The sequence below is a fragment of the Streptomyces roseus genome, assembly GCF_001044425.1.
GTDB lineage: Bacteria > Actinomycetota > Actinomycetes > Streptomycetales > Streptomycetaceae > Streptomyces > Streptomyces roseus.
Map to the genome: position 1 here is coordinate 98,189 of NZ_LFML01000053.1, position 12,689 is coordinate 110,877.

Genomic DNA, 12,689 nt, shown 5'->3' on the forward strand with positions numbered 1-12,689 from the left:
GGTGGACGGTGACCCCGGACGGGTCCCGCCGGAAAGGTGGCTCCTGCACGTTGTCGCCTGTCGTGAAGGGACCCCCATGCATCTTCGCCGCGCAGCCGTCGCCGCCTTCGGCGCGCTGACCCTTGTCCTCGCCATCCCGACGTCGGCGTCGGCCGCCGTCGGCGAGTTCCAGTACACGTACGTCGGCCTCGACGGCAACGCGAAGGCCGGGTTCCTGCTGGACCCGCCGAGCGGGGAGTGCATCACGCTCCCCGAAGTGGCCGACCCGAGCGCCAGCTCGCCGGCGCATTCCCCGCGCAACCGCACCACCTCGACGGCGACGGTGTTCACCGAACCGGACTGTGAGGGCGACTACTTCACGCTGCGCCCGCTCACGGGCCGCGGCTCGGAACGGCTGAAGCTGCGGTCGGTCGTCTTCAGCTGACCTGCGACAGGAACGCCTGCCAGGCCCCCGCGGGGACGGCGAACGTCGGCCCGTCCCCGCCGAGCTTGGAGTCCCGGACGTGGACGGCGTGGGCGCAGGTGGCGACCTCGACGCAGGCGCTGCCCTCGCCGTCGCTGTACGTCGACTTGTGCCAGTCGAGAGCCACTTCGACGCAGTTGCTGCCCTCGTCGTCGCTGTAGCTGGACTTGAACCAGATCAGTTCGGTGCTGCTCACAGTTCCTCCGCGGCCTTCTTGATGAATTCTGCTGATTCCGCCGCGCTGAGCGCGTTGACGCGGATCATTCCATGTGTCTGGCGAAGTTCGCTCACCTTCTCCGGTGACGTGTGCATGGCGCTCACGCCTTGCCCCTCGGTCCAGGCCCAGAGCTGGTGATCTGGAGTCTCCAGCATGACGAGGGAGCCCCGCAGAGCCTGGCCTGATGCTTGATGGGCCGGAAGTACCTGCACGTTGACGTTGCGCACGTTCGCCAGTTCTGTCAGTTGGACGAGTTGCTGGCGCATCGTTTCCACGCCGCCGACGCACGTGCGGAGCGCAGCTTCGTAGATGATGAAGCCGTACTGTGTCGTCACCCGGCTGGCGCGAGTTGCCTGACGAGCCAGACGAACGCGCACCCTTTCTTCGAAGGTCTCGTCGTCCGGCGGTGGGCACCCATCCCGCAAGAGGGCTCGCATGTACTCCTCGGTCTGAAGCAGCCCAGGAATGAACAGCGGTTCGTAGGAGTGCAACTCAAGACATTCGGCCTCGGCGGTCATGTACTCCTCGGACCGCTTCGGGAACGGCTCCGGCTTCATGTACTCCGCGGCAGCGGTCAGCTTTCCGCCGGCTCCGAACATCGCGTCCGCGATCCGCAGCAGGTGCAGGGTCGGGCGGCGGCGGCCCTGCTCCATGGACTTCACGTACTCGGGGGCGTAGCCGGCCTCCTCGCCGAGCTCCTCGCGGGTCTTGCCCGCCTCCATCCGCCAGAGCTTGATCTGGTTGCCGCCGTACCGCCACGCCTCGCTCATCGCGCCCCCGCCCCTCCCCGCACCCCTGTCCGCCCGGCCCTTACCCCCCGGCGGGCCCGGCACACCGCGCGTCACTCCAACGAGTGCGTTCTCGGCCGGTACCGGACGGGTACAACCGGCTCTGCCCACCGGGCCGTTGCTCGCCGCCGGGGCGTGCCCGGCGGGAGGCTGCGGATCATGGAAGACCAGACCATGGAGTGCCACTTCGTCCGCAGCCCGCGCAGCGTTCGTCTCGCGCGGGCGCTGTTCGCCGTGCAGGCCCGGGAGTGGAAGCTGCCCGACGACCTCGCGGAGACGGCGCTGCTCCTGCTCAGCGAGCTGATGACCAACGCCTGCCGGCACGCCCGGGTACCCGCCGGCCGCGAGGTGTGGATGCGGGCCGAGTGGGCGGGCGACCGGCTGCGGGTGGAGGTGCTCGACGCGAGCCGGGACCTGCCGGTGCCCCGGGAGGCGGCCCCCGAGGACGAGGCCGGGCGGGGGCTGGCCATCGTGGCGGCCCTGGCCGCGGACTGGGGCGCGTACCCGCGGGGCTGCGGCGTCGGGAAGGCGGTGTGGTTCGAGCTGCGGAGCGGCCCGTCCCGTCATTCGGCGATCTCGGTCCGCTCCCACCACTCGAACACGCGCAGCGAGCCCAGCGGGCCGTCCTGGACCCGCGCCGTGGGCCGGTAGTGCTCGTACCCGCCGCGGAACGGGATCTTCAGGTCCTCGCCGGAGGACGGGGCGTCGACCATCCGCCCGGGCAGGTCACCCGGTCCGCCCTCCAGCACGGCTTTGTCCCTCATGCCTCCAGTCTTGCGACCCGGAGGAATGCCCGCACGTCGGAGCCGTCAGACCCGCACGGCCGGGGCCATCGCGGCGGCCTCGACCAGGCCCGCCATGACGCGGGTGTCCTTGTCGCGCTCCGGATGCCACTGGACGCCGAGGACCCAGTGGGCGGGGTCGGGGAGCTCGATGGCCTCGACCGTTCCGTCGGCCGCGTGCGCCGAGGCGATCAGGCCCTCGCCGAGGCGTTCGACGGCCTGGTGGTGGTAGGTCGGCACCTCCGCCTCCTCCGGGACCAGGGCCGCGTACCGGGTGCCCTCGACCGGGCGGACCGGGTGCCAGGACATGACGCCCGGGGCGACGGCATGGCCGTCGATGTGCTGGATCAGCGTGCCGCCGAGGGCCACGTTCAGCGCCTGCATGCCCCGGCAGATGCCCAGGACCGGCATCCCCGCTGCCAGGGCCGCCGCGATCAGGGAGAGTTCCCACTCGTCCCGCCGGGTGGCGGGAGCGCCCGTGCGCGGGTCCCGGTCGGCCCCGTAGCGGGCCGGGTCCACATCGGGGCCGCCCGCGACGACCAGGCCGTCCAGCCGGCTCAGCACCTCCGCCGCCGTACCGGATTCGTCCGGCGGGAGCAGCACGGCCGCGCCGCCCGCCGCCTGGACGAGTTCGTGGTACCCGGTGGGTACGAGGGACGTGGGGACGTCCCACACCCCGTAGCGGGTGGATTCCTCCACGTAGGTCGTGATGCCGATGAGCGGCCTGGGCACGGTTGCTACCTCCAGGGGGGTGGGGAACGGCGGTCAGTCCCGGGTGAGTTCGGCCTCGGCCTGGGCCAGCGCCGCGAACTCCTCCTCCGGTGCGGACGCCACGAGGTGGTGCCGACTGTAGAACGCGAAATAGGCGAGGGCGACGGCGTACACACCCAGGGCGATGAACGCCGCGTCCTTGTCCACCAGGAAGGTGGCGACGAGCGCGGACAGGGCGAGGACGAAGGCCACCGAGGAGGTGGCGATCCCGCCGGGCGTACGGTACGGGCGCTCCAGCCCCGGCTCCCGCTTGCGGAGCACGATGTGGGACAGGGCCATCAGCGCGTACGAGATGGTCGCGCCGAACACCGCGATGTTGAGCATGCGCGGGCCGTTCCCGGTGGCCGCGGCCAGCGCGAAGCCGATCGCGCCGGGGATGAGCAGGCCCAGGTACGGGGCCTTGCGCTTCGAGGTGAGGGAGAGGAAGCGCGGCAGGTAGCCGGCCCGGGAGAGGGCGAAGAGCTGGCGGGAGCCGGCGTAGATGAGGGAGAAGAAGGAGGCCACGAGACCCGCGAGACCGGCGTAGTTGACGAAGGTCTTCAGCCAGGACAGGCCCGGGTTGCCTTCGAGGGCGACGACGAGCGGGTTGCCGGCGTCCTTGATGGCGTCGGCGCCGCGGGCGCCGGTCGAGGCCAGGAAGGTGACCAGGGCGAGCAGGACGAGGATGCCCATGGAGATCGACAGGGCCCGGGGCATGGAGCGCACCGGGTCCTTGGCCTCCTCGGCGGCCAGCGGCACCCCCTCGACGCCGAGGAAGAACCACATGCCGAAGGGGAAGGCGGCCCAGATGCCGAGGAGGCCCAGCGGCAGCCAGGAGCTCGCCCCGGCGGCGGTGGTGTCCACGGCGATGTCGTCGAGGTTCGAGGGGTCGAACCCGGTGAAGGCGCCCAGCGCGAAGACGATCAGCGCGAGCACGGCGACGGCCGTCACGACGAGGGAGAAGCGCAGGGCCTCGCCGACGCCCCAGAGGTGGATGCCGATGAAGACCGCGAAGCAGGCGAGGTAGACCGGCCAGCCGGAGGTGAGGCCGAACAGGTTCAGGGATTCGACGTAGTCGCCGATGAAGATGGAGATCGCGGCGGGGGCCAGGATGTACTCGATGAGGATCGCGGTGCCGGTGAGGAAGCCGCCCCAGGTGCCGAGCGCCCGGCGGGCGAAGCCGTAGCCGCCGCCCGCCGTGGGCAGGATCGCGGAGAGTTCCGCGAGGGAGAAGACCAGGCAGGCGTACATCGCGCCCATCAGGGCGGTGGCGATGGCGAGCCCGCCGAAACCGCCCTGGGCGAGGCCGACGTTCCAGCCGGAGAAGTCGCCGGAGACGACGTACGCGACGCCGAGGCCGGTCAGCAGCAGCCAGCCGGCACTGCCGCGGCGCAGCGTACGCCGCTCCAGATAGCCGTCGCCGCCCTCGGTCGATGTGGTGGGTTCGGGTACGGCTGCGAGCCGTGCCTCGGTGTCGTCGGCCATGTGCGCTCCTGCCTAGGGCAATGGTTGTGTGGCGTACCTTTGCCGTAGCGGAGTGGAGTGCGCAAGACCCCTGCGTTAAACAGGGGTTACGAAAACCTCTCGGTCCGCTGCCGCCGCGTCCGTTTCCGGGCCGTTCGGCACCGCGTTGCTAGGCGAGGAACCCGCGCAGCAGGGCGGCCGTCCCGCAGCAGTGCTCGCGCATCACCTCGCGCGCCGCGTCGGCGTGGCGGTCCAGCACCGCCTCCACGAGCGCGCTGTGCTGCTGCTGGGAGTGCTCCAGGTTGCGCACCAGCAGCGGGATGCAGTCCAGCAGGTCGTTCACGGTGGCCCGGACGGCGGCGTACTGGGCCGTGAGGGTGGCCGATCCGGCCAGCTCGCACAAGGTGAGGTGGAAGAGGGTGTCCTGGCGGCGGTAGTCGGTCAGCGGGGCGTCGTGGGTGGCGGCCAGCGCGCCGAGCAACCGCTCGGAGCCCTCCTCGGTCAGCCCTTGGGAGGCGCACAGCCCGGCCGCGCCCACTTCCAGGACCTCGCGGAACCGCAGCACGTCCTCGATGTCCACCCCCACCACGCGCCGGCGCAGCTCGTCCTCGGCGGCGCCGGCCGGGGGGTCGGGGCGGGGGAGCACGAACGTGCCGCCGTACCGCCCGCGCCGGGCCTCCACCAGCCCTTGGTCCTGGAGCACCTTCAGCACCTCGCGCAGGGTGACCCGGCTGATCCCCATCCGCTCCGCCAGCTCCCGCTCGGGCGGCAGCCGTTCGCCGCCCGGCACCAGACCCAGCCGGACCACCTGGAGGATCTGCTCCAGGGCCTCCTCGAAACCGTTGCCCGCCCGCACCTGCCGCAGTACCGGATTCAGCCGCGCGATCGCGCCGCCTTCGCTCGCCGTGTCGGTCATCTCGGCTCCTCCCCTTCCCAAGCAATGGTTCTGTTCAATACCTTAGGCGTTCTCGGCTCACCGAAGGAGAGATTCCAGTGGTAGACCGCAAGCCGCCGCTCGCGCCCGAAGAGCTCCGTGCTCTCGTGGCGAGCGGTGAGATCGACACCGTCGTCCTGGCCTTCCCCGACATGCAGGGACGCCTCCAGGGCAAGCGGTTCGCCGCACAGTTCTTCCTCGACGAGGTCCTCGCCCACGGCACCGAGGGCTGCAACTACCTCCTCGCCGTCGACACGGACATGAACACCGTCGACGGATACGAGATGTCCTCCTGGGACCGCGGCTACGGCGACTTCGCCATGCACCCCGACCTCGCCACCCTGCGCCGGATCCCCTGGAACCCGGGCAGCGCCTTCCTCCTGGCCGACCTCGCCTGGAACGACGGCTCGCCCGTGGTCGCCGCGCCCCGCCAGATCCTGCGCCGTCAGCTGGAGCGCCTCGCCGAGCACGGGTACACGGCCATGGTCGGCACCGAGCTGGAGTTCATGGTCTTCCAGGACACCTACGAGCAGGCCTGGAACTCGGGCTACCGCGGGCTGACCCCCGCCAACCAGTACAACATCGACTACTCGGTCCTCGGGACTGGCCGCATCGAACCCCTGCTGCGCCGGATCCGCAACGAGATGCAGGCCGCGGGGCTGACCGTCGAGTCCGCCAAGGGCGAGTGCAACCTCGGCCAGCACGAGATCGCCTTCCGCTACGACGAGGCGCTGACCACCTGCGACCAGCACGCCGTCTACAAGACGGGCGCCAAGGAGATCGCGTCCCAGGAGGGCGTCTCGCTCACCTTCATGGCCAAGTTCGACGAGCGCGAGGGCAACTCCTGTCACATCCACCTCTCGCTGGGCGACGCCGACGGGCACAACGCGATGGCCGGTGACGGCCCGGGCGGAATGTCACCGGTGATGCGGCACTTCCTGGCCGGCCAGCTGGCCGCGCTGCGCGACTTCTCCCTTCTCTACGCCCCGAACATCAATTCCTACAAGCGTTTCCGGCCCGGATCCTTCGCGCCGACCGCCGTCGCCTGGGGCGTGGACAACCGGACCTGCGCGCTGCGAGTCGTCGGCCACGGCCGCTCCATGCGCTTCGAGAACCGCCTCCCCGGCGGCGACGTCAACCCGTACCTGGCCGTCGCCGGCCTGGTCGCGGCCGGGCTGTACGGCATCGAGCACCGCCTCGAACTGCCCGAGGCCTGCGCGGGCAACGCGTACACCGCCGACTTCGCGCACGTTCCCACCACCCTGCGCGAGGCGGCGGAACTCTGGGAGAACAGCGAGATCGCCAAGTCCGCCTTCGGACCCGAAGTGGTCGCCCACTACCGCAACATGGCCCGCGTGGAACTGGACGCCTACGACTCCGCCGTCACCGACTGGGAGCTGCGGCGCTCCTTCGAACGCCTGTAGCCATCCGGCCGTCCGGGCGCCCCCGGCCGTCCGCCCCTCCCCCCCTCAAACCGGCCGCCGCCCGGCAAAGCGGTCGCCCCCCGGCCATCCGGTCGCCACCCGGCCGACCGGTCACCGCCAACCCTGCCCCCGAACATCTGTGAGGCAATACGTGTCCGATGCGCTGGCCCCCGACAAGTTGACAGTCTTGAACCCGGCCACCGAGGAGGTCGTCGCCATCGTCCCGGCCGCCACACGGGACGATGTCGACGCCGCCGTGGCGCGGGCCGCGGCGGCCCAGCGCGGCTGGGCGGCGGCCGCTCCCGCCGACCGGGCCCGCCTCCTGCGCCGCTTCGCCGCGGTCGTCGACGAGCACATCGAGGAACTGGCCCGGCTCGAGGTCCGCGAGGCCGGGCACACCATCGGCAACGCCCGCTGGGAAGCCGGCAACGTCCGCGACCTGCTCGAATTCGCCGCCGGGGGAGTGGAGCGGCTCTCCGGGCGGCAGATCCCCGTCGCCGGCGGCATCGACGTCACCTTCCTCGAACCCCTCGGCGTCATCGGCGTGATCGCCCCCTGGAACTTCCCCATGCCGATCGCCGCCTGGGGCCTGGCCCCCGCCCTGGCCGCCGGGAACGCCGTCCTCCTCAAACCCGCCGAGACCACCCCGCTCACCGCACTGCGCCTCGCCGAACTCGCCCTCGAAGCCGGGATCCCCGAGCACCTCTTCCAGGTGCTCCCCGGCCACGGGGCCGTCGCAGGCGACGCACTCGTCGAGCACCCCGGCGTAGCCAAGATCGTCTTCACGGGATCCACCCCGGTCGGCAAGCAGATCATGGCCAAGTGCGCCGACCGGGTGAAGCGCGTCACCCTCGAACTCGGCGGCAAGAGCCCCAACATCGTCTTCGCCGACGCGGACCTCGAAGCCGCCGCCGCGGCCGCGCCGATGTCCTTCCTCGACAACACCGGCCAGGACTGCTGCGCCCGTACGCGGATCCTCGTCCAGCGATCCGTCCACGACCGGTTCCTGGAGCTGGTCGCCCCCGGCATCGAGGGCGTCGTCGTCGGCGACCCGGCCGACGAGAGGACCCAGATGGGCCCGCTGATCTCCCGGGTGCAGCTGGACCGCGTACGGTCCTACGTCGGCGACGACCTCACCGCGATCCGCGGCACCGCCCCCGAGGGCCCCGGCTTCTGGTACCCGCCGACCCTCGTCACGGACGTCGACCCCACCGCGCCCGTGGCGGCCGCCGAGGTCTTCGGCCCCGTCGCCGTCGTCCTCCCCTTCGAGGACGAGGAGGACGCCGTACGCCTGGCCAACGCCACCGAGTACGGCCTCTCCGGCTCCCTCTGGACCCGCGACATCGGCCGCGCGCTGCGCGTCTCGCGCGCCGTCGCCGCGGGCAACCTGTCCGTCAACTCCCACAGCAGCGTCCGCTACTGGACCCCCTTCGGCGGCTACAAGCAGTCCGGACTCGGCCGCGAGCTCGGACCCGACGCCCTCACCGCATTCACCGAGACCAAGAACGTCTTCATCAGCACGGAGGCCTGAGCCCATCATGACCACTTCTGACACCGAGATCGTCTGCCGCCGCCTCGTCGGCCGCACCGCCGTCATCACCGGAGCCGGCAGCGGCATCGGCCTCGCCACCGCCCGCCGCCTGGCCTCCGAGGGCGCCAACGTGGTCTGCGCCGACATCGACGAGAACGCCGGCAAGGCCGCCGCCGAAGAGGTCGGCGGGCTCTTCGTGAAGGTCGACGTCACCAGCCCGGAGGAGGTCGAGGCCCTCTTCAAGACCGCGTTCGACACCTACGGCTCCGTCGACATCGCCTTCAACAACGCCGGTATCTCGCCCCCGGACGACGACTCGATCCTCACCACCGGCCTGGAGGCCTGGAAGCGGGTCCAGGACGTCAACCTCACCTCCGTCTACCTGTGCTGCAAGGCCGCCCTGCCGTACATGCAGCGCCAGGGCCGCGGCTCCATCATCAACACCGCCTCCTTCGTCGCCATCATGGGCGCCGCCACCTCGCAGATCTCCTACACCGCCTCCAAGGGCGGCGTGCTCGCGATGTCGCGCGAGCTCGGCGTGCAGTTCGCCCGCGAGGGCATCCGCGTCAACGCGCTGTGCCCGGGCCCGGTCAACACCCCGCTGCTCCAGGAGCTGTTCGCCAAGGACCCGGAGCGCGCGGCCCGGCGCCTCGTGCACATCCCGCTGGGCCGGTTCGCGGAGCCCACCGAGATCGCGGCCGCCGTCGCCTTCCTCGCGAGCGACGACTCCTCGTTCATCAACGCCACCGACTTCCTGGTCGACGGCGGCATCTCGGGCGCGTACGTGACGCCGCTGTAAGCGTTCACCCGGACTCCACCCGCACGACAGCCGGGCGTCGCACGACGTCCGGCCGTCGTGTTCTACCGTCCGAGATGATCTTCATAGGAACGTGAGGGAGTGTTCACCCCAGTGACCCCGCGCAACACCGCACGACGGCTGCAGGCCGTCGGCGCCGCCGCCGCGATAGCCGCCGGCACCCTCGTCGCCACCGCACCCGCCGCACAGGCGGCCCACTGCGCCACCCCGCGGCTCGCGGCCGGCTGGTACGGGGACAACCAGGCCCGGCTCCAGCAGCTGATCGACCAGTACGGGAAGTGCAACCCGTACCGGCCCACCCGCGCCAAGCCCGTCGCCGTCTTCGACTGGGACAACACCGTCGTCAAGAACGACGTCGGCGACGCCCAGATGTACTGGCTGCTGCGCAACGGCAGGATCCGCCAGCCCGCCGGCGGGGACTGGACCACCACCAGCCGCCACCTCACACCCGCCGCGGCCCGGTCCCTCGCCGACGCCTGCGCGGCCCTCGCCCGCCCCGGCGCCCCGCTGCCCACCGGCACCCCCGCGGGCGCGGGCTGCGCCGACGAACTCGCGGCCGTCTACGGCACCGCCGCGACCCGCTCCGGCGCCGCCGCCTTCGCCGGCTGGGACCACCGCACCATCGAGCCCGCCTACGCCTGGCTGCCCCAGCTCATGCAGGGCTGGACCGCGGCCGAGGTCCGCGGCTTCGCCGCCGCGGCGCGGGCCGAGAACCTGGCCGCCCCGATCGGCGCCACACAGCGGGTCGGCAGCGCATCCGTCACCGGCTGGGTCCGCTACTACGACCAGCAGAAGGACCTCATCGCAGGCCTGCGCAAAGCCGGCTTCGACGTCTGGATCAGCTCGGCCTCGCCGCAGCCGGTCGTCGAGGTCTGGGCCAAGGGGGTGGGCGTCGCCGCCGACCACGTCATCGGCATCCGCAACACGACCACCGCCGGCGGGAAGTTCACCGCGCACCTGAAGGGCTGCGGATCGGTGCAGGACGGCGCCGACACGATGATCACGTACATCGACGGCAAGCGCTGCTGGATCAACCAGGAGGTCTTCGGCGTGCGCGGCGCGGCCGCCGAGAAGGTCCAGCCCGCCGCCCGTCGCCAGGTGTTCGCCGCGGGCGACTCCGACACCGACATCTCGTTCCTGCGGGACGCCACCGCCCTGCGGCTGGTGCTGAACCGGAACAAGAACGAGCTGATGTGCCGCGCGTACGACGACAGCGACGGCAAGTGGATCGTGAACCCGATGTTCATCGAGCCGAAGAAGCAGAAGGCCGCGCCCTACCCCTGCTCGACCACGGGCTACGTCGACCACGACGGCACGCCCGGCCCCGTCCGCCGGGGCGACACCAGCGTCATCCCCGACCAGACGGACCGCGTCTTCTAGGCGGTGTCTTTCGGATCGGGGTGGATCAGGGCGGGGTGTCTGGTGCCGTGCGTCGCAAGGCCGAGGAGGGAGCCGACGTGGTGTGTCGGCGACCGACGAGAACGCCGCGAGGCGCGGTGCCAGGCGCCCCGGGCCCGCCATGATCCGAAAGGCACGGCCTAGCCGCGCGCCTACAGGAAGGTGCGGCCCTCGCCCCGGTACGTCGGGACGGTGGCCGTCACCCGGTCGCCCTCCACGAGGTGCAACGCCTCGAAGCGCTCGCACAGTTCCCCCGCCTTGGCGTGGCGGAACCAGACCCGGTCGCCGATCAGCAGATCGTCGGCCGGGCCGCCGAGCAGCGGCGTCTGCACCTCGCCCGCCCCTTCCTGGGGGTCGTAACGCAGACCCTGCGGAAGGTACGGGACCGGCAGCCGGTCCGCGCCGGCCGCGCCGGAGGCGGGGTACCCGCCGCCCAGCACGGTGACCACGCCGACGCCGGGCCGGCGGACCACCGGCTGGGCGAAGAGCGCCGCCGGACGGCCGCGGAAGGACGTGTAGTTGTCGAACAGCCGCGGCACGTACAGCCCCGAGCCCGCGGCGATCTCCGTGACCGCGTCCTCGGCGGCGGTCTGCTGGACGCTGCCGGTACCGCCGCCGTTGACGAACTCCAGGTCCGGCACGAGCGCGCGGACGGCCCGTACGGCCTCGGCGCGGCGGGCCGCGAGCTCCCTGCGGGCGGCGGCCTGCATGAGCCGGATGGCACGGGAGCGCAACGGGCGCCCGGCGAGGGCGTCCCCGACGCCGGCGACGTGGCCCTCGTAGCCCATGATCCCGACGACCCGGAAGCCGGGGCGGGCGCGGACGGCCCGGGCCAGGTCCGCCAGCTGGGACGGCTCGCGCAGCGGCGAACGGCGGGCGCCGACGCGGAACCTGCCGCCGAGGAGGTGCAGGGAGGTGTCCAGCTCCAGGCAGACGCGGATCTCCTGCGTCCCCCCGTCGCGCGCCCCGTCGATCAGCTCCAACTGGGCGGGATCGTCCACCATGACGGTGACCGCCCCGGCCAGCTTGGGGTCGCCGGCCAGCTCGGCGAATCCGGTGCGGTCGGCCGAGGGGTAGGCGAGGAGCACGTCCTCGAAACCGGAGCGGGCCAGCCAGATGCTCTCGGCGAGGGTGTACGACATGATCCCGGCGAAACCGGGCCGGGCGAGGACCCGTTCGAGGAGCGCGCGGCAGCGCACGGACTTGCTGGCCACCCGGATCGGCTTGCCGGCCGCGCGGCGGACGAGATCGTCGGCGTTGGCGTCGAAGGCGGCGAGATCGACGATGGCCAGGGGCGCGTCGAGGTGCGCGGTGGCCCGGTCGTAGCGGGCGCGGTCTCCACCGGCGGGAAGATTCATGGGCGGCAGCCTGCCAGATGCTCATACCGGTGGGTAGGGGTCCGCGGCCCCGGCCCCGCCCCGGCCTGCGCCCCGGGGCGCCGTCCCGGTCCAGGGGCCGGGACGGCGGGGGCGCGTAGAGTACGGGGTGGCAGCCGGACGGAACGGGGGGCGGAGCCGCCGGATGAGTGCGTCTACACCGCAGACCGCGGCCTGGTCCGAGCCCGTGGCCCCCTCCCGGCCGGGGCGGCGCGGGGCCGGCCGCAGCGTCGCCGTCGTGGTGTGCGCCGTACTGGGGGTCGCCCTCCTCGGCGGAGCCGGGGTCGGCGGCTGGGCCCAGCAGCGCGACGCCCGGCGGCCCCCGGCCGCCGCGGCCGCCTATCGCGAAGCCGGATCCCTGTGGCGCGAGACGCCCGTGGACACCCTGATCCCGCCCGTCCTCGACGGCGCCGACGCCGGCCCCGGCGGGGCCGACCGGACCTGGATCCGGGTCGCGCTCGCCCCCGACTCCGACTGCGCGCCCGCGCTCGCCGCCGACTGGCGGGCGGCCCTCGCCGCCACCGGCTGCACCCGCGTCCTGCGCGCCACCTACAGCGACGCCACCCGCAGTTCCCTCGTCACCGTCGGCCTGGTCTTCACCCCGGCCGACGCGGCCGCGATGGCGGCCCTGCGCGGACACCTGCCCGCCCCACCCGGCTACGGCTTCGCCGACAGCCAGCGCGCCGCCTGGACCGCGTCCGTGGTCCCCGACGCCCCCGTCGTCGTCTACGCCGTCTCCGCGTTC

At 72.3% G+C, this 12,689-nt stretch carries 14 protein-coding genes; 7 read left to right on the top strand and 7 right to left on the bottom strand.

The window, feature by feature from the left end; all coding sequences use genetic code 11:
• The first annotated feature begins 76 nt into the window (after positions 1 to 76).
• Positions 77 to 424, top strand: coding sequence for a hypothetical protein (locus tag ACS04_RS14410; protein WP_048476975.1), 348 nt, complete (start codon positions 77 to 79; stop codon positions 422 to 424).
• Here the strand turns inward: ACS04_RS14410 and ACS04_RS14415 are convergent.
• Together ACS04_RS14415 and ACS04_RS14420 are read right to left on the bottom strand one after the other, a co-directional pair.
• On the bottom strand, positions 417 to 659 hold the full coding sequence (locus ACS04_RS14415; protein WP_048476976.1) for a DUF397 domain-containing protein: 243 nt from the start codon (positions 657 to 659) through the stop codon (positions 417 to 419). The genes ACS04_RS14410 and ACS04_RS14415 overlap by 8 nt on opposite strands.
• On the bottom strand, positions 656 to 1,450 hold the full coding sequence (locus ACS04_RS14420) for a helix-turn-helix domain-containing protein (RefSeq protein WP_048476977.1): 795 nt from the start codon (positions 1,448 to 1,450) through the stop codon (positions 656 to 658). Before ACS04_RS14420 ends, ACS04_RS14415 begins: the two co-directional genes overlap by 4 nt.
• Before the next feature lie 177 nt (positions 1,451 to 1,627).
• On the opposite strand from ACS04_RS14420, the gene ACS04_RS14425 reads away from it, so the two are divergent.
• Positions 1,628 to 2,119, top strand: coding sequence for an ATP-binding protein (locus tag ACS04_RS14425; RefSeq protein WP_063839263.1), 492 nt, complete (start codon positions 1,628 to 1,630; stop codon positions 2,117 to 2,119).
• Here the strand turns inward: ACS04_RS14425 and ACS04_RS36230 are convergent.
• The 4 genes from ACS04_RS36230 to ACS04_RS14440 all read right to left on the bottom strand — a co-directional run bounded on the left by ACS04_RS36230 (position 2,032) and on the right by ACS04_RS14440 (position 5,380).
• Positions 2,032 to 2,232 carry a DUF5988 family protein gene (locus ACS04_RS36230; protein WP_078864756.1) on the bottom strand — a complete coding sequence of 67 codons (201 nt, stop codon included), beginning with the start codon at positions 2,230 to 2,232 and terminating at the stop codon, positions 2,032 to 2,034. The genes ACS04_RS14425 and ACS04_RS36230 overlap by 88 nt on opposite strands.
• Positions 2,233 to 2,277: 45 nt before the next feature.
• Positions 2,278 to 2,982, bottom strand: coding sequence for a gamma-glutamyl-gamma-aminobutyrate hydrolase family protein (locus ACS04_RS14430; RefSeq protein WP_048476978.1), 705 nt, complete (start codon positions 2,980 to 2,982; stop codon positions 2,278 to 2,280).
• A 33-nt stretch (positions 2,983 to 3,015) separates the two neighbouring features.
• Positions 3,016 to 4,485 carry an ethanolamine permease gene (gene eat / locus ACS04_RS14435; RefSeq protein WP_245236390.1) on the bottom strand — a complete coding sequence of 490 codons (1,470 nt, stop codon included), beginning with the start codon at positions 4,483 to 4,485 and terminating at the stop codon, positions 3,016 to 3,018.
• 148 nt (positions 4,486 to 4,633) lie between these two features.
• Entirely contained in the window at positions 4,634 to 5,380 is a 747-nt protein-coding gene (locus ACS04_RS14440) for a FadR/GntR family transcriptional regulator (RefSeq protein WP_048476979.1), read from the bottom strand.
• Between the two features lie 77 nt (positions 5,381 to 5,457).
• Here ACS04_RS14440 and ACS04_RS14445 point away from each other — a divergent pair, with 77 nt between their 5' ends.
• The 4 genes from ACS04_RS14445 to ACS04_RS14460 all read left to right on the top strand — a co-directional run bounded on the left by ACS04_RS14445 (position 5,458) and on the right by ACS04_RS14460 (position 10,550).
• Positions 5,458 to 6,822, top strand: a complete 1,365-nt coding sequence (locus ACS04_RS14445) for a glutamine synthetase family protein (RefSeq protein WP_048476980.1) — start codon at positions 5,458 to 5,460, stop codon at positions 6,820 to 6,822.
• Between the two features lie 163 nt (positions 6,823 to 6,985).
• A complete protein-coding gene (locus tag ACS04_RS14450) occupies positions 6,986 to 8,353 on the top strand; it encodes an aldehyde dehydrogenase family protein (protein ID WP_048477022.1) in 1,368 nt (455 codons plus the stop codon).
• Between the two features lie 7 nt (positions 8,354 to 8,360).
• Positions 8,361 to 9,152, top strand: coding sequence for a 3-oxoacyl-ACP reductase (locus ACS04_RS14455; protein WP_048476981.1), 792 nt, complete (start codon positions 8,361 to 8,363; stop codon positions 9,150 to 9,152).
• Positions 9,153 to 9,263: 111 nt separating this feature from the next.
• Positions 9,264 to 10,550: a haloacid dehalogenase-like hydrolase gene (locus ACS04_RS14460; RefSeq protein ID WP_048476982.1), complete on the top strand. Its 1,287-nt coding sequence runs from the start codon at positions 9,264 to 9,266 to the stop codon at positions 10,548 to 10,550.
• Between the two features lie 170 nt (positions 10,551 to 10,720).
• On the opposite strand, the gene ACS04_RS14465 is transcribed toward ACS04_RS14460, so the two are convergent.
• Positions 10,721 to 11,926, bottom strand: a complete 1,206-nt coding sequence (locus ACS04_RS14465; RefSeq protein ID WP_048476983.1) for an amino acid deaminase/aldolase — start codon at positions 11,924 to 11,926, stop codon at positions 10,721 to 10,723.
• 163 nt (positions 11,927 to 12,089) lie between these two features.
• On the opposite strand from ACS04_RS14465, the gene ACS04_RS14470 reads away from it, so the two are divergent.
• Positions 12,090 to 12,689: hypothetical protein (locus tag ACS04_RS14470; RefSeq protein WP_048476984.1), on the top strand; the 600-nt coding region annotated here is incomplete at its 3' end.

Excerpts from the sequence above, each read along its gene's own strand:
- ACS04_RS14410 (WP_048476975.1), top strand. The coding sequence starts at position 77 with ATGCATCTTCGCCGCGCAGCCGTCGCCGCCTTCGGCGCGCTGACCCTT.
- ACS04_RS14420 (WP_048476977.1), bottom strand. The coding sequence starts at position 1,450 with ATGAGCGAGGCGTGGCGGTACGGCGGCAACCAGATCAAGCTCTGGCGG.
- ACS04_RS14425 (WP_063839263.1), top strand. The coding sequence starts at position 1,628 with ATGGAAGACCAGACCATGGAGTGCCACTTCGTCCGCAGCCCGCGCAGC.
- ACS04_RS36230 (WP_078864756.1), bottom strand. The coding sequence starts at position 2,232 with ATGAGGGACAAAGCCGTGCTGGAGGGCGGACCGGGTGACCTGCCCGGG.
- eat (WP_245236390.1), bottom strand. The coding sequence starts at position 4,485 with ATGGCCGACGACACCGAGGCACGGCTCGCAGCCGTACCCGAACCCACC.
- ACS04_RS14440 (WP_048476979.1), bottom strand. The coding sequence starts at position 5,380 with ATGACCGACACGGCGAGCGAAGGCGGCGCGATCGCGCGGCTGAATCCG.
- ACS04_RS14455 (WP_048476981.1), top strand. The coding sequence starts at position 8,361 with ATGACCACTTCTGACACCGAGATCGTCTGCCGCCGCCTCGTCGGCCGC.
- ACS04_RS14465 (WP_048476983.1), bottom strand. The coding sequence starts at position 11,926 with ATGAATCTTCCCGCCGGTGGAGACCGCGCCCGCTACGACCGGGCCACC.